This is a genomic window from Citrifermentans bremense R1 (assembly GCF_000426865.1).
GTDB lineage: Bacteria > Desulfobacterota > Desulfuromonadia > Geobacterales > Geobacteraceae > Geomonas > Geomonas bremensis.
In genome coordinates this window covers 1-15,089 of sequence record NZ_AUGE01000051.1, presented here as the reverse complement: position 1 = coordinate 15,089, position 15,089 = coordinate 1, and the positions used below count along the sequence as shown (strand labels likewise).

The 15,089-nt window shown below is 50.7% G+C and carries 12 protein-coding genes, 1 pseudogene and 1 riboswitch; of the genes and pseudogenes, 9 read left to right on the top strand and 4 right to left on the bottom strand.

Annotation, left to right across the window (positions count from 1 at the left end):
- Positions 1-360 precede the first annotated feature (360 nt).
- The 3 genes and pseudogenes from K419_RS0118205 to K419_RS23690 all read left to right on the top strand — a co-directional run.
- Positions 361-1,551 carry a hypothetical protein gene (locus tag K419_RS0118205; RefSeq protein WP_156912244.1) on the top strand — a complete coding sequence of 397 codons (1,191 nt, stop codon included), beginning with the start codon at positions 361-363 and terminating at the stop codon, positions 1,549-1,551.
- A gap of 234 nt (positions 1,552-1,785) precedes the next feature.
- Entirely contained in the window at positions 1,786-2,304 is a 519-nt protein-coding gene (gene tsaA, locus K419_RS0118200; protein WP_026842806.1) for a tRNA (N6-threonylcarbamoyladenosine(37)-N6)-methyltransferase TrmO, read from the top strand.
- Positions 2,305-2,855: 551 nt separating this feature from the next.
- Positions 2,856-2,960: pseudogene (locus tag K419_RS23690) on the top strand (ATP-binding protein); the annotation flags it as partial.
- A 79-nt stretch (positions 2,961-3,039) separates the two neighbouring features.
- Here the strand turns inward: K419_RS23690 and K419_RS22355 are convergent.
- The gene (locus K419_RS22355; protein ID WP_051293108.1) at positions 3,040-3,978 is read right to left on the bottom strand and encodes a LysR family transcriptional regulator; all 939 of its coding nucleotides are present in this window, start codon (positions 3,976-3,978) and stop codon (positions 3,040-3,042) included.
- Positions 3,979-4,395: 417 nt separating this feature from the next.
- On the opposite strand from K419_RS22355, the gene K419_RS0118180 reads away from it, so the two are divergent.
- Together K419_RS0118180 and K419_RS0118175 are read left to right on the top strand one after the other, a co-directional pair.
- Complete coding sequence (locus K419_RS0118180; RefSeq protein WP_012531311.1) at positions 4,396-4,740, top strand: hypothetical protein; 345 nt, start codon at positions 4,396-4,398, stop codon at positions 4,738-4,740.
- Positions 4,741-4,797: 57 nt separating this feature from the next.
- Complete coding sequence (locus K419_RS0118175; RefSeq protein ID WP_026842805.1) at positions 4,798-7,851, top strand: InlB B-repeat-containing protein; 3,054 nt, start codon at positions 4,798-4,800, stop codon at positions 7,849-7,851.
- 429 nt (positions 7,852-8,280) lie between these two features.
- Here the strand turns inward: K419_RS0118175 and K419_RS0118170 are convergent, their stop codons facing one another.
- Positions 8,281-8,511 carry a helix-turn-helix transcriptional regulator gene (locus tag K419_RS0118170; protein WP_035497500.1) on the bottom strand — a complete coding sequence of 77 codons (231 nt, stop codon included), beginning with the start codon at positions 8,509-8,511 and terminating at the stop codon, positions 8,281-8,283.
- A 113-nt stretch (positions 8,512-8,624) separates the two neighbouring features.
- Between K419_RS0118170 and K419_RS0118165 the strand changes: the two genes are divergently transcribed.
- The gene (locus K419_RS0118165; RefSeq protein ID WP_026842803.1) at positions 8,625-8,855 is read left to right on the top strand and encodes a helix-turn-helix domain-containing protein; all 231 of its coding nucleotides are present in this window, start codon (positions 8,625-8,627) and stop codon (positions 8,853-8,855) included.
- A gap of 218 nt (positions 8,856-9,073) precedes the next feature.
- On the opposite strand, the gene K419_RS23295 is transcribed toward K419_RS0118165, so the two are convergent.
- Positions 9,074-10,306 (bottom strand): DNA cytosine methyltransferase, encoded by a 1,233-nt coding sequence (locus K419_RS23295; RefSeq protein ID WP_026842802.1) that lies wholly within the window; start codon positions 10,304-10,306, stop codon positions 9,074-9,076.
- 52 nt (positions 10,307-10,358) lie between these two features.
- Here K419_RS23295 and K419_RS22350 point away from each other — a divergent pair, with 52 nt between their 5' ends.
- From K419_RS22350 to K419_RS0118145, 3 genes are all read left to right on the top strand, one after another.
- Positions 10,359-11,126: a type II restriction endonuclease gene (locus K419_RS22350; RefSeq protein WP_156912243.1), complete on the top strand. Its 768-nt coding sequence runs from the start codon at positions 10,359-10,361 to the stop codon at positions 11,124-11,126.
- Between the two features lie 88 nt (positions 11,127-11,214).
- The gene (locus tag K419_RS0118150; RefSeq protein WP_026842801.1) at positions 11,215-11,664 is read left to right on the top strand and encodes a RuvC family protein; all 450 of its coding nucleotides are present in this window, start codon (positions 11,215-11,217) and stop codon (positions 11,662-11,664) included.
- Complete coding sequence (locus K419_RS0118145; RefSeq protein WP_026842800.1) at positions 11,661-12,677, top strand: serine/threonine-protein kinase; 1,017 nt, start codon at positions 11,661-11,663, stop codon at positions 12,675-12,677. The genes K419_RS0118150 and K419_RS0118145 overlap by 4 nt, the downstream gene beginning before the upstream one ends.
- A gap of 793 nt (positions 12,678-13,470) precedes the next feature.
- Here K419_RS0118145 and traT read toward each other — a convergent pair.
- Positions 13,471-14,199 carry a complement resistance protein TraT gene (gene traT, locus K419_RS22345; protein ID WP_051293105.1) on the bottom strand — a complete coding sequence of 243 codons (729 nt, stop codon included), beginning with the start codon at positions 14,197-14,199 and terminating at the stop codon, positions 13,471-13,473.
- A 207-nt stretch (positions 14,200-14,406) separates the two neighbouring features.
- A riboswitch (cyclic di-GMP riboswitch) is annotated at positions 14,407-14,494 on the bottom strand.
- Positions 14,495-15,089 lie beyond the last annotated feature (595 nt).

Below are 15,089 nucleotides of genomic sequence, written 5' to 3'. Positions count from 1 at the left end.
ACCAACGCTTTCAGGTGATGTTCAAAGGTAAAGGTCATGGGTCTGTTGCTCCTTGATTGTACTGGGGTGACTGAAGATACCTCATCAAGGGCAGGCTTGAACAGACGCTTGAAAGAAAAGGGTGCCGTATGCCTGGCACAAGGCAAGCAATGTTGGGGCATATTCATAACTCCGCAATATCAGTTAGTTATGAATATGCGCCGCGCGTTTTTTCCTCTCCTTGTCAAGAGAAAAATGCCACAACACTGCTTTTTATTCGATTTTTAAAGAGCGCGCTCAGACGTGCAATTTCTTAACCGGACACTACTGGGTAATGCCGTAAAAGCTGCGAAACTGAGGGGGCCGTTCGAAGAACTCGGGATGGAGCAGTTGGTCAAATGGGTCGACGACGAGGTGGCGCTGAAGTTCGCCCTTTCCGCCGAACCAATCTCCATGACCGTTTCGCCGGATCTGGCGGTTGATCTTGCCACCGAATTCGCCCCATACGGCCTGACCCGAATGTGCTTCTCCAAGCATCACATTATGTTTCGCGAGGATGACGAGACCATCATTCTCCTCAACATGAGGCGCATGACCGCCACCAGGTACCGTTCACCCAACTTCAAGGACCTGGCCGTGATGGATATCCTGCCGGACAGAGACGCCTTCCTTTTCGTCAACATAGAGACGAAAAACAACGTGTGGCGCGCCAGGCTTTCAGACAGTGATTGCGGTTTCACAGCTCTTTTCGAAGTCAACCAGCATTTCTACTATCAGAAAGGAGCAGGGTTCGAAGGCCTGTTCATGTCCAGCAATAAGGACAACTGTTACTACGCCGTCATCAGCGAAGGCTGCAACTTCAGGGTAATCAAGCAATCCATAGATCTCGTCAGCAGTACGGTGAGCACCTACGAGACAGCGGGCGTACCGCAGCAGTCTTTAAGGCTGTCATACAACCCCGACAAATTCGTGATAGGTACCGAAAACAGTACGGTGGTTTTGGAAAGCAACCTGACGCCGCCGAGAGGCTGCAGCAGGGTGGGCTGCAGTATGGGCCTCAATGCCATCGCCATCGACACCGAAAAAAATCACATCTACGCTCATGGGGACGGGATCGTAAACGTCCTCAATACCGGGCTGCGAGCGGTTAAGCAGTATCTTAACGCGCAAAGCGCCGCGCATATGATATTTCCTTCAGCGTCAACAGTCTGCCCTGATAAGGACCTTGTGGTGATCCGCATGGAAGATCGGAATTTGTTTTACAACATGAGAACCAACCAGTTCAGCCAGAAGTTCGTGTCGAGTCGCTTCTTCTACACCGAAACCCCGGCCAGATTTTATTATTGGGAATTTGCAGATGATCGGCTTTCAATGAAGATAAAAGACATAACAGACGAATTGAGTACCCTTTTGGAATGGGAAGTCTTCCTTCCAGCGGGTGCAGACGAAAATGCCGGGCTCGATTTTGTCAGGAAGTTGGAGGATCCGGATTACTTCAGCATAGTGAAGCGAGCCCCCCAGTCGCAAAAACCACAGGAAGAACAGACCCTAACTGCATCGCACACGGATTAAGGCGGAAACAAAAACGATAACTGCAGATTAACGCCCTGCAAAATCTCACATCTTTAGTTTCAATTTCTACCTGCCGTTATCCGTTGTTTCCGTTGAATCCGTGTGCGTGCCGTTGATCTTGTTGGAACTGAGAGAGGAAAGGTGCTACACTGCGAAACCGCAACGTGGTCCCACGCAATTGCTTATGGGTCTCGCACCCTGGATAAATCGCAGCGAAGAGAGATACCGCCTGACATGTTCCAAGACGTAGATTTCACGTACCGCCCCATCGGCCTTTTGCGATCCCCCTATTCCCGCCGCATCGACGCCCCGCACCAAAGCACGATTACCGAAGGGACCCACACCGGCGAGCTTGCCGTCGCCACCCTGGAACTCCAGGATTGGCTTGACGAAGAAACCATCCGCGACCTGAGCGGCTTTGACAGGCTCTGGCTCATCTTCGCCTTTCATCTGAGTGAGGGATGGAGAAGCTCTGTGAAACCTCCGCGCGGAGGGCCAAGGCGCGGGGTCCTGGCGACCCGCTCGCCGCATCGTCCCAATTCCATAGGGCTCTCGGCGGTGAGCCTGGTGAAGGTCGAGGGAAAGACTTTGCACCTGCGCGGCGTCGACCTCTTGGACGGCACGCCTGTGCTGGATATCAAACCGTACGTCCCCTACGCGGACGCCTTTCCCGATTCAAAGGCGGGTTGGATTGACGAACTGGACGAAAAGGTAGGACGCTATTTCGCACCTGGTCCGCGAAAGCCACGGTAACCGAATCCCCAGGCTCAAAGGCAGCTGCAAGAATCAAGACGGACCCTCTGTATGGAAACTCTTCCCAGGTTTTGACTGCTTTGGTGTTGAGATAATCCTCAGTCCAGACGGAAACGATCGAAACAACCGCCGTGGACCGCGCAGTTCTCTTTACCGGGCATATTTTTATGAATTTTCCGTATTTATGCCATGAAGGAGGCAAGGATTGAATCCGAGTTATATCAAGAGAGAAACAATCTTCCGGTTTGACTTGTTTAAAACCATGATAAACTTCAGCAAAGGTGACTGCCCCTGGCGTCAAGGCAAAAAGCACAAAGCTCAATAGCAGCACTGTTTTCATTGTTACTCCCGCCCTCAGTTCCCAGCTCTGCCGTATACGTTTCCGACTACTTCCAAAACCTGACTCTTTTAAATTTCTCACGCGACCATGGGTCAGCCACCGTTTTGTCTCCTCTGCTTTTTGCCCCAGGCCATGAGCCCATAGAAGTGGACATGGCAACCCGAAGAGGCACTGCCAGAAAAAAAGCGAAAAACCCTTTACACTACCCGGCGACGGCAAGATGACCACGGCACTCCTGGACAGGGTCACTCAGCACTGCAAGATCATCGAAACGGGAAACGATAGCTGGAGAATCAAGACCAGAATCAAGAACTGAAAACTGCTACCTGGGGTGGGTCAATGTTGGACGCGGATGGTGGGTCAACTTTCAAAGCGGATTGACACCTCAGCGTGGGCTAACTCTGTAGCAACGGGAGCCAGAGAAAAGGTGAAATCGCAGCGATTTTCGTAATGTCAACAATCGCGCCAAGGAGCGACCTGATTTTGTCGTCATTGCACTTCTCCTGCTTTATAGCGACGGTAATTCTTCTAAAATGATTGAATCCCTCGATGCTATGCGCCACAAGCCGTCTCTTGTCTAGATGATCTACAACAAGGGCTTTAGAAACAAAAGCGATCCCCTGTCCAGTAAGCACAGACTCTATCATGAATTTCAGATCATCACATACAATCACTCCCTTGAAATCGCTCAGTTGCAGAGAGCATTTATGCAGGTTTTCGGAAAGCATATCCCTGCAACTGCAGCCTTCAACACGGGCGATTATCCGGTTATCAAGCAACCAGGAGAGCGGGGAGTCGTACGAAGTAAGCTCCGGCGCACTGTTACTGATAAAAACCATCTCATCGTCAGGGAGTTCAAATGTTTTGAGACCGGAGAAATCAAGATTACCGTTGTGCTCAATCACGGTGATATCGAAAAAGCCGCCTTTCAGACCATCCAGCAGCGCTTTCGGGTGTTGAACAAGAATCTTAAGATTTGCACCTTCGGAATGTGACAGAAAAGATTTGTTCATGATGTTCGACATATGATTGACAGCGAACGCGACAGTGGTGCCGATGGACAGCGTCCGATCCCCTCCCAAATTCGCAACATCCTCAATGAGATCATCTTCGAGTTGCACAATCCGCTCAGCCTTTTTTAAAACCCGCAGGCCCATATCTGTTGGCATCAGCTCTGTTCCGGAGCGATCGATCAGGCGCCCCCCGAAATGGTCTTCGAGAAACTTGACCCGGTGGGAAACCGCCGACTGGGTCACGTTAAGAGCAGTAGCAGCTTTGGAAAAGCTCTTTTCCCGCAAAACAGTAATAATTGTTCGTAGATACTCGATGTCCATAGTTTCGCTCTCTCCTGCCGTGGTTCCAAAATTTGTAACCTTTCACCCGAAACGGCCAATGAACCTTCGTAATGATTACATGAAAATTATTGATACAGAAACCTCTCCTCTGGGTGATTTCGCGCCAACCATTCAGCCAATCCGCAGCTTTGTAGATACTGTGCATTTGAAACCTCGCCCACAGAGGCCTCAAAAAGCTTTGGCATTGGAAATGTAATATTAGCTACGACAGACTTAATCAGAAAAGTATTAATTTTGATATGAGCAAGATTCATACCGCCATATTCCAATAATTGCATACTACGTTATCAATGGCAATGACAAAACCCGCTTCATTAGAGAATGCAAAGCCACAAGCCCCGGACCCTCCAGGAGGTGCTGGGTTGCAGGTGAAACCAAAAAAAGGAGGAAGGACAGATGAAGAAACAGCAGAAGACGCTGCTGACGGCTCTGTCGGTATGTGCCTTCGCCTTTGCCGCGGCCGCAGGAGCGGACCTGGCAAAAGCGTCGACGTACCACAAGACCGATTCAGCAGGGGCAGTACCTCTCAAAGACCGGACGGGGAATCTGATACCGGTCGGCAGCACCACTCCGTACAGCCCGGAAAAAACCTGTGGTACCTGCCACGACACCAGCCTCATCACCCAAGGGTACCATTTCCAGCAGGGGAAAGGGTTCTCAAACAGCGACATTAGAGTATCGGACACATACAATACCGCGAAGCCCTGGCTTCTTTCAGACGGTATGTATGGAAAGTGGTGACCGCCGTCTTCGGACTCGAGCCAGTTGGCTCGGAAGAACAATACCAGCAGCACCCAGATGGACAAGACCTCTTACTTCTTTACCGCCAACTGCGGCGCCTGCCACCCCGGTGGCGCGGCTACGCAATATGACCGCAATGGCAACCTCTACTTCAATAGAACCACCAACCTCTTCGGTTACCTCGGCGGCGTTGCGGCACTGACGGATCCAGCCGCCAAGCTGGATGGCGACTACGGATTCATCAACCCCAGCACCGGAGTGCCTGGAACGGCAGCATGGAGCAAGACCGGCATCATGGAACCGGACTGCCTCATGTGCCACATGAACAAGTACGACGTGACCACAAAGACAGTCGTCGATGCCACCAAGAACTATGTGGTATTCAACAACAACGACATGGGCGCAAGCTGGCACAAGCGTGCCGCCACAGCCCGCGGTATCTCGGTTGCGGGCGTTGCCAACTTCGATTCGGCCGCGACTCTTGGCGCCGGATGGGGGCAGGTAACCTACGCCACTACCGTTGCTGACGGCACACCACCGATGGCAACGGCAATTACCATCAACTATGGGCTCGGCACCACCGCCGGCACCCTTGTTGCCGACAGCGGCAATAATTATGTGATTCCGACAGGCGTCATCGGCGCTGCCGGGAACGCCAACTGCCGCGGCTGCCACACCTCTCCCGACGGCAAGAAGTCGGGGCGCACCACCCTTGCCACCACCGACGTCCACTCGGCCCTGGCCTGCACCCGCTGTCACGTAACCCCCAATACGGGGACAAAGGACTCCCTCGGTGTCGCGACGGGGAACGCCCACCAGGTTGGCAAGGGGAACATCACCATCGGCACCATCCGCAACGACCTGGATAATACGGTGAAAAGCTGTGAAAACTGCCACCTCGATGGTGGTGACGCCGCAGCGCCGAACCCGTCCGCGGCACACCTCAACAAGGTTCCAGGCTCCCACATGAACTTCCTGAACTGTCAGGTATGCCATATCCGCTTCGTCAGTGCCGGCAGCACGATTGCACCGACGATTCCGGAGCAGGTGATCGAGATGGCTTCCAACGGAACCCAGAACATCTCGAAACTGAACGCATACCTTGGAACCGACCCCCTCGCCCCCACAAAGAACCTCGTCGATCTGACCGGCCAGCCCTTTCGCTGGTACCCCGGCCTCAAGTGGTGGGGTAACAAGATCACCACCGTGAAGCCCCTCTACACCGCATGGTTCGGGGAATGGATCAGCGGAGAGGGTAGTGCAGCGGTGATCAGGCCGATTAATCTTCGTCTTGTTCGCAAGGGAATGACGGACCAGTATGCCCAGAATGTGGCCCGACTCGCGTCGCTGCCGCTGACTGCGGGGACGCAGGTTGCCAACGGGGCGCCTATCCTGCATAGGAAGGAGGAGATAAAGGCGGCTCTCGTGAGAATGAGCACTGTCACTGACACTGCCGGCACCTCCAACGACAAAATCGCCAGCAGACCCGTCCTGGTCCGCGCCGACAAAGTCTATTTCCTGAACGCCGCAGGCGAAGTCGAGTATTTCGAGAGCACCGTTGCAGAAAGCCATGACTTCGCAGTGAATCACAACGTCGTTGCGAAGCGCGACGCGGCTAACCCAGTCGTCAAACCTGGTCCGTACGGTTCCGGCGGTTGTACGGACTGCCACGGGAACAGCTCTCCATTCTTCCATGGAGTGCAGCTCGCGGAGCCGGCCCAGTACGATTACCTGGACGAGGCAGGCACCGTTGCCAATACGAATGCCGGCAAGCCGAACTATAAACCGCACTACAAGACCATGGGCTATACGGAGTTCAGGGCCAAGCAGCTGACAGCAGACATCGTCCCGGCGGTCACCCGGGTTCTTGGGCAAGGGAGCGTGGCGGTCAGCGAGGGAGCCAACAGCTGCACCACCGCCGGGGGCAATGAATGCGCCATCGGTGCTACACCCGCCTCCGATGTTACCTTTACCGCGACTCCGGCACCTGGCCAGACGTTTGTGAAATGGTCAGGGTGTACACCGTCACAATCGGATCCCCTTTCCTGCACGGCCAATGTCGGCACACCGGCATCTGGCGCAGAAAACCGCGGCATCATGGTAACGGCGACATTCACTGAGCCAGCAGCCCCCGCGCCGCCGCCGGCAGTCACGACTTTTTCCCTTTCCGCTTCATCGGTCACTGTCGGCGGCACAAAGGGCGGCACACTTGGAGCAACATCAATTGACGTTGCATCAGGAAGTGACTATTTCATCAGTGTCCGCCCTGAAGCCGGCTACACCGTAACGGCTGCCACCGTTGACGGTGCGGATGTACTCGGCGTCGTACGCGCAAACGGCGGCTATCAGTTCACAAACATAACAGCAGCCCACACTTTTGTGGTGACTTTCACTGCAGACGAGGCATACACCGTTACTGTCGGGGCAACTAGCAACGGCACCGTGACTCCAGGCACCGAGTCAATAGTAAAAGGGAAAAGTGCCACCTTCTACTTCACCCCTGCAGCCGGCTATGCTATCCGCGACGTTAAGGTTGACGGCACATCTGTTGGGACTCCCAGCTTTTTCACCTTCACAGATGTGGCGACAAACCACAGCCTTGATGTTACTTTCGGGAATGCCGTCACCTTGGCCACCACCGTCACCAATGGCAGCGTCAAGATCAACGGTACAACGGCAACCGCCAGTACCTCGGTTGCCTCTGGCTCCAAGCCTCAGATTGACGTGGAGCCAAACGCCCACTACAAACTGTACCGACTCGTGGTCGGTGGTGTCAATGTCACTGGCAGCGCAGTTAAGAATGCCGATGGCTCATATACCTATACACCGGCCAATGCCATGCTTGCAAACACCACAATCACTGCCACGTGCTCTGCAATCTACTGGGCGCTTAACGGCACTGCGGGTGCAAACGGAAGGATAGGCGTCAGCTCTACCCAGATCATGGATGGCAATAGTTACTTTATAAACATAATGCCAAACAGCGGTTACAAGATCGCAACCGTGACTGACAATGGAACGGATGTAACGACTCAGGTTAGTAATGGCGGCTATAATGTCGCCAACATTACAACAAACCATGCAGTAGCGGTAACTTTCGTAGCGAAATAAATCGGACCGAAGAAGCAGAAGGCCTCCGGAAAATTTCCGGAGGCCTTTCCCAGAGGTCTTCGCGCATTACACTCCACCCAGGCAGATTGACCCACCGAGGAAATGTAATCGCTGACGAAGCAGTACGTTTGCTGCAAGGAGGGAACGCCGCGTACAGCCCAACAAAAAAGGGACTTGCAAATGCTTTGCAAGTCCCTGATCTTCTTTTGGTTGCGGGGACAGAATTTGAGTTAGTGCGAAATCATTACGTTTTTTCATCAAAAATTTGGCAATTCAGAAAACGTGGCACCAAACAGGGAACCAAAAAAACGATAAAGAGTTTCATATCCATTAAGAGTTATCTATCGACTAAAGTAAAGCTGATGTTGATGCTGATTTGCTCCAGTTAAGCCGAGGGCTACGAACTAGTGCAGCCGCTTCGATAAAAGTTTAATGCTTCAACAAGGCCCGGATTTCCTCAACATCCCACAGTGATGTGCGTGGGCCAAATTTTGCGGGCTTGGGATATTTCCCAGTTTTCATTCCTTCATACCACGCGGTCCTACTGACTGGTATTATGGCTGGGATCGGCGGGTCCGCCTTTGGGTCACCTAGTATTTGTTTCAGCCTTAAAAAACCAATTTCGGGGATAGCCGCGCTCAAAAATTTCGTTTTTGGCATTTTGAAACACCTCCTTTGAGTCACTGCTTCCTTTATCCATACCACCACCGTTGACTATAGTCAACGGAAGTTTATTTTAATCTGTGATAGGGTGCTGCACCGGAGGCGCACCCATGACCCCTGAAAAAGCATTCGGTGAAACTATCAAGGAGCTACGGACTCTGAAAAAGATGTCACAGGAAACTGTGGCCTTTTCGAGCGAATTGGATAGGAGCTACATCTCCCAAGTGGAATGCGGCTTGAGGAGCCCAACCCTCAGCACCGTTTTCAAGATTGCTGCGGCAATCGGTGTCCCAGTGTCGGAGATAATGCACACCGTTGAGCGTACTCTTGAGAAGGAATAAAGACTGCCGTGTTGCTCCGTTACCCGTTTAAACCAGAGAGGCTGTGGTCAATTATATTGCCCCCCCTTCCCGGCCCCCATAAAACAAGAGGGCTAAGCAAAGCTCAGCCCTCTTCATTCGTTCTCTCCGCGGGACAATCCTGAAGATCCACTGTTTACCAGTGAAAAAGTTATCCACAACACTCAGCTAGCCAACCTAGCCAACCTAGCCCGCTGACGCTAAAAAAGATCCTGCTCAATTTGCCTCACTGCAGCACCGCGTCCACGGCCCTCACCGGGATGGTCAGCATGGTCGCCTAAAAGATGGTGGTACTTCTCCGGAACAGGATAAACCGGTTCTGGCGGTGGAGCCACCCCTCTCGACGGTGGAAGCAATTTTAGAGCTGCATCGGCAGGAACTCCAAGTAGTTGCCTCTTTATCTCCAGAGCAAGAACCTCTGCAAGCAGTGACGGGACAGCGTTGCCAACAAGCTTCTGGACTTCCGACCTAGAACACCCAAAGGTGATGTTGTCAGGGAATGTTTGGAGCCTGCAGAGTTCACGCCCCGAAAGCATTCGGTTCCGCCAGTGGAAAGGCCCAATGGCTGGCCCCGGTTGAGCTTGAATGGTCCAAGATGGTTGATCCTTCTTTAACTTTAATAAAAAGCTCCAGTATCGAGTCCGCCAGCCGAATAAAGGCATTCCGCCACCGCGTCCTGTATGCCATAGGTAATTATTTCCCTCTGGAATACTTGGGAGTAGTTCACCCCACTTCCCCTTCACTCTAAGCTCATCACCACCTGCATCAGCAGGAAGGTCACCGAGAGCATCCCAGGCCGTCTTGTAAGCCATAAGTCCACTATCGATGCCTTCAACATCGTCTGTCGTACAATGGGTTCGCTCCGGGAATCGAAAAGGCTTCCCATCACGGGAACCAATCAGGAAAACTCTCTCTCGACTTTGCGGGACACCATACTCTGCGGCATTTAACTTTTTGCAATAAGGAATGTAATTGGTGCCCAAGCCCTTATTAATGGATTGAATACCTTCAAGCAAAAACTTGAGCCCCTCATCCTTACCTTTGAAAGCCAGCCCGTGGACATTTTCGAGAAGAAAGGTTTTTGGACGACAATCTCGTAATACACGAAGATAAGCCTCTAACGTCGAGGATCGCGGGTCACTAAGTCGTGCCGCATCGCCACCAGCCCAGTACCCCGATTTGGAAAACGGTTGGCAAGGAGGGCCACCTATTAGAACATCCGCCTCACCGGGAACCAGTCCACCTGTATCAAGAATTTGTTGAGACGAGAATTTGTGAATATCATCTGCAAGTAACGGCCAATCTCTGTTTCGACGCAACTCTCTACAAGCAACAGCATCCATCTCAACTGCAACAGCAGTTGAGAATCCTGCAGCTTCAAATCCAAAATCAAGTCCACCTATGCCAGTGAACAAACTTATTGCTTTTAACATGAACATCCTTTAAAACGTGTCGTAGTGAGGTATTCCTTTGATTGAGGAGGGCATGATGGACCTACTAACACTGCTGAGGACAATCTGCAAGGACCATGTCCTTTCCCCATCGGCAATATTTAGACCAACTGGTGCCGGAAAAATTAAGTGGCCGCTAACGATCAAAGATGAAGTCGCTCTTGAAAAAGCCCTTAGGGACGGTGGGCATTTCCTGCCACTGCCGACAGAACCCGCCGCCTTGGCAAACGTCCTTGAACAGTCGATAATCTCCTTTTTGTTAGAACGACTTCCGCAAGTGCCTGGCATTACGGCAAGGAAGGGCACCGAACGTGGGTACCCAGACGTCGAAATTGAGCAAAACGGCAAATATTACGCTCTTGACGTGAAGGTAGCAAAACGGCAGAGCACCAAGACCAAACCCGCTACTCGGACCCAAAGTCGGATCACACTATACACCGGTAACACATATTTTGCCTACCCCGAACGTCGGTGGCCGGGAACTTTTCGCCCCTTTGCAGAGTACTCCTCTCACCTGGACCTTATAGCCCTTTACACCTTCAATGAAGAAACCCTTTCCCATGTTGAAGACCTGCAGATCTTGGTACACGAGCCTTGGACCATAGCCTCGAAAAAGCGATCATCAACTACCAGAGAATATATTGGGGCTGTCATGTCTCTCGCTGACCTAGAAGCAGGATGTGGCGAGTTTAAGACCGAGAAGGCATTTTATGACTACTGGAGGGGGTTCAACTTTAAAGTTGGCAATGCGGTAAAAATCCAGCTCCGAAAGATGCTGAAGGAGAGTGCTGGTATTAAATAAACAGTCGCAGCATTTGGACTCCAGACACATCATACGAAACCTCACACGCTGGCGCTTTTAGCTGGGCTATTCAATTAGGGAGGAGAACGTGAAGGTACTTGGCATCGCCTTACAGAAAAATCACTTGAGATTTGCCGTCGTGGAAGGTGACAAGGGTGCCCCAATTTTAAGGGACAAAGGGCGACAACCAACTAGTGCCCCTGACGACGTCCCCCGGCTATTGGACTGGTACGAAACCCATTTCGAGCATCTGATAAATGAACACACACCAGATGCAATTGCTTATAAACTGACGCTGGAGCCGTCATTGGAGCAGCTACATACGCTGGCCTTTCCAATGGGCGTTCTAAACTTAATCGCAAAGAAGAAGAATATCCCTATTTGCGAATATTCTTCACGTGGAATAACGCCTTCCAAACTCGGACTACCGAGGTCAACTAATCTGCTTGAGCACGTTGATTCCGTCTTCGGCGATAACCCGCCATATTGGGATAAAGCTCAAAAAGAAGCGGTATTAGTAGCGTGGTTTTGCCTATGACAGGAGAAGAAATAGGAAAATATGTCCTAGAGCAGCGACTAGGCGGCGGGCACTTTGGCGAAGTTTTTCTCGCCTACGACAGGGCTCTGGCCTGCAGAAAAGCCTTAAAAATAGTGCCCGTTACGAATCCATCAGAGATAATGCAAAAGCTTGAAGAGGCGCAGATCCTGGACAAATGCCGACATAAGCACATTGTCCAGATTAATGAAGCAAACGTATTCCCCACCGATGATGGTCCCATCCTCGTACTAGACCTTGAATATCTGCCAGAGGGGTCCTTAGAGGGAAAACTAGGGAACCATTGGATATCAGTTAAAGAGGCTTGCGCTCGAATGAGCTGTGTCTTATCTGGACTATACTTCGCACACTCCAATGGGTATTTGCATCGTGACGTTAAGCCTGGCAACGTCCTTTTGTGCGCTGACTCTACAAAGTTGTCTGACTTTGGGCTAGCCACTACTACTTTAACGTTAGTCGGTAGCGACCAAGGCTATCTATCTCATTGTCCGCCTGAATTTTATTTAAGCAATGAAACCACTATACAAACTGATATTTTTGCTGCTGGGCTAACTTTGTTCCGAGTAGCCAATAACATTTACCAGTGGCGTTCTTTGCTGGACGATCTTGACAACACTGACGCTCATATTCGCCAGGGCACGTTAATCAAAACAATTGGATTTGAAACATACATCCCTGAAAAGGTGAAGAGGATTATCAATAAGGCGTGCAATCCCTATCCCGAGAAAAGGTACAAGACGGCATTGGAAATGAAAAACGCGTTGGATAGCTTGCGCTTCGATATCGAGTGGATCAAAAATCCAGAAGGCGTTTGGGCGGGTTGCGCGGAAGGGAGCACGTACGAGCTTTCAATAGCCTCCGTCCAAAAGGGCAGATACGGCCTTACTTATAAAAAGAAGGACAGAAGAGACAATTCTAAGTGCAGCACCTATGAAAACAAAAGGGAAGCTCATGAGCAGGCCGACCTGCTGGTGGCTCAAACCACCCTAAAATAAGGCGAATAGGCGCATCAAGGGCGTGGGCTAGTTAGGTTGTTGAAAGCAGGTGACAGTGTAATTTTTCTAAGAAAATCTCCCATTTTGGCACCATACGCTCCCCACGAAAACACCCCACCGGAACAAAGCGGACTTCTTTGGACACACTTTCAAATGCTAAAGCAGGATTTGAATTCGGCCCAAACCGAGAAGAGATTAATAAATAAAAACAGGCACTTAGGAGATCCTAAGTGCCTGAACTTACGTTTGGTTGCGGGGACAGGATTTGAACCTGTGACCTTCGGATTATGAGCCGTTTTTATTGTGCTGCCGTCCTATCGCTAGATTAGGTATTTACAGGTATATCAAACGTTTAGCTCCAGCGCAAGTCTTTCGATCCTTGCCATGTTTCCCAATTCTTCCTGTTTTTGGTACACACTTTGGTACACACCCACCGCCCCCCCACCCCCAGGACCATCGCCCCGACCTGTACACAAATTCCTGCACCGGTTGGACCGATGGCGAGGTCGGTAAGTCGCCACCATACCCGCAACCTTCACCCCTGGCACACCAACCGGCTATTCCAGCATATTACACTGAGGTTGGACCGCTTTCAGGGCGAAAGGTCATGGTTTTGAACCAGACGCCGTAAAAGCCTGCAGTGCTGCTACGACTTACTCCGTTGCGACGACGTGATAGCTGTAATCAAATGTGTTGCCCCGAGCTTTTTATGGTACATTAGGGTACTGCAAGGCAATTCTCTTTACCATGCGCTAACCCCTAGAATCTGAGTTCTATCCTGTAGTTCTAGTCTTTACTTGAAGTATCCAGCTATCTGCGAGGCAAGGCGGCCTGAGATGGTTTTGGCAGCTTCCTCGCGGTTGATGTTGGTCTGCACGGCTTTCACGCCGATGCGGGTGCGGTACTCCTGCCTACTATCGGATACGTTCCGGGTAGTGTTTTTGGAGGTACTGGACCCGTTGCTGACGGAAGCTGTTTCCGTACCAGTTACACCACCTTCTACGGCTTCTTTAATGGAAATATCCACCAAGCCTACATAGGTATCCACATGGACCATAGACCCGGCCAGTGCACCAATCCCAGCACCTGCTGCACCTATGGCGAGGCCTGTAAGCCCGCCTCCATATCCACGACCTTCAGCCCTGGCTACACCGAGAATGGCACCACCTACGCCGCCGGCAACAGCCCCCTCCATCGTCATGTCTTTCTTTTCTTCACCCAAGTACAAAAGATTCGCCTGTAAGAGGTATGCAGCCTCTTTCGGATTAGTTGTAATTGTGCGGCCGGATAAGGTGATTTGATCTTTGAGTGTTTTGCCGAAGTCGATTTCCTGAAAGTCAGACGTATTGGTCACTCTCACGTAGATAGGCTTGCCTGACTCGAGGGTTTCTGGATTAAGAAACACCGTTTCGCTCATTTTAGCCGAGACTTCTAGATTGCGGTGTTGGATCGCCGCACAGCCAGGCAAGAGCATAAAAGTGAGGGCAAAAAGCATCATTACTTTCATCTTGTTTTTGAACATACTTCCTCCAGTTCTAAAGTGTTGCTGCTTATGTTTTTGTGTAAGACACTAAGGAATCACGTCGGTCTGCTAGCACTGTCGCTGTAGAAAGCAGTATGTGACTCAAAATCAAAGCAGAACTCTAGCCATTTCGTCATCAGCCAATAAAAAACGCCCAGCTCAGCTTTTACACTGTGAACCTGGGCGCTTTTAAAAACTTTCCGCTTCTTCGGTAACCGGCAATCCATAGCATCTAACACTCATGGACCCTTGGGTTTTGCGTCATCAGATTACTCTGATTTTGCTCTTATCGGCAGCAGCCCTAAATTTTGGGTTTTAAATTGCTCTCCCCCAAGATCCTACTTTGAATTAGTTAGCCCAGCGCCATCAATTCAACTATTTAAGTTTCGCAATTCACTTGAAGGACAAATCTTTTATAAACTAAACTGGGTTCACAGCAGCCGCGTGTTTCTTACCAGTTGTACAAACCGAAAAATTCGTGCAACAGTAATTAGTGTAACACCAACTTCGCTAGTAGCAATAACTCTAAATTATCAAACAGTTTATTAGAAACACTGGCATCGGTGAACAACTGTACTTTACTCAAACAAAGCAATAGCCGACCAGATCTGTTTTAAAAGCAGCGATCCAGCAACTTTTATATAATGTTTTTATAATTCAATCTTCATTTACACTTCTACATGTCGTATATCAAGTAGACAATTAGCCACAAAGGTCCACCTTATATAAAACCTCCATATACGCTCTCATTTCAACGGTTAGAGAACGCCTCCTCTGCGAGTGGCAAAAAAAGCTTTAGCAGGCCGTTGAAATAAAGCGGCGGATGTCAGCAACAGCCTTTGCTGACGTTTGCTGAACTGCTGTTGTCGTGATTTTTGCTCTTTTACAAC

What these genes read in the sequence shown, in the direction of transcription:
- K419_RS0118205 (WP_156912244.1), top strand. Translation starts at nt 361, where the DNA reads ATGGAGCAGTTGGTCAAATGGGTCGACGACGAGGTGGCGCTGAAGTTC.
- tsaA (WP_026842806.1), top strand. Translation starts at nt 1,786, where the DNA reads ATGTTCCAAGACGTAGATTTCACGTACCGCCCCATCGGCCTTTTGCGA.
- K419_RS22355 (WP_051293108.1), bottom strand. Translation starts at nt 3,978, where the DNA reads ATGGACATCGAGTATCTACGAACAATTATTACTGTTTTGCGGGAAAAG.
- K419_RS0118180 (WP_012531311.1), top strand. Translation starts at nt 4,396, where the DNA reads ATGAAGAAACAGCAGAAGACGCTGCTGACGGCTCTGTCGGTATGTGCC.
- K419_RS0118175 (WP_026842805.1), top strand. Translation starts at nt 4,798, where the DNA reads ATGGACAAGACCTCTTACTTCTTTACCGCCAACTGCGGCGCCTGCCAC.
- K419_RS0118170 (WP_035497500.1), bottom strand. Translation starts at nt 8,511, where the DNA reads ATGCCAAAAACGAAATTTTTGAGCGCGGCTATCCCCGAAATTGGTTTT.
- K419_RS0118165 (WP_026842803.1), top strand. Translation starts at nt 8,625, where the DNA reads ATGACCCCTGAAAAAGCATTCGGTGAAACTATCAAGGAGCTACGGACT.
- K419_RS23295 (WP_026842802.1), bottom strand. Translation starts at nt 10,306, where the DNA reads ATGTTAAAAGCAATAAGTTTGTTCACTGGCATAGGTGGACTTGATTTT.
- K419_RS22350 (WP_156912243.1), top strand. Translation starts at nt 10,359, where the DNA reads ATGATGGACCTACTAACACTGCTGAGGACAATCTGCAAGGACCATGTC.
- K419_RS0118145 (WP_026842800.1), top strand. Translation starts at nt 11,661, where the DNA reads ATGACAGGAGAAGAAATAGGAAAATATGTCCTAGAGCAGCGACTAGGC.
- traT (WP_051293105.1), bottom strand. Translation starts at nt 14,199, where the DNA reads ATGTTCAAAAACAAGATGAAAGTAATGATGCTTTTTGCCCTCACTTTT.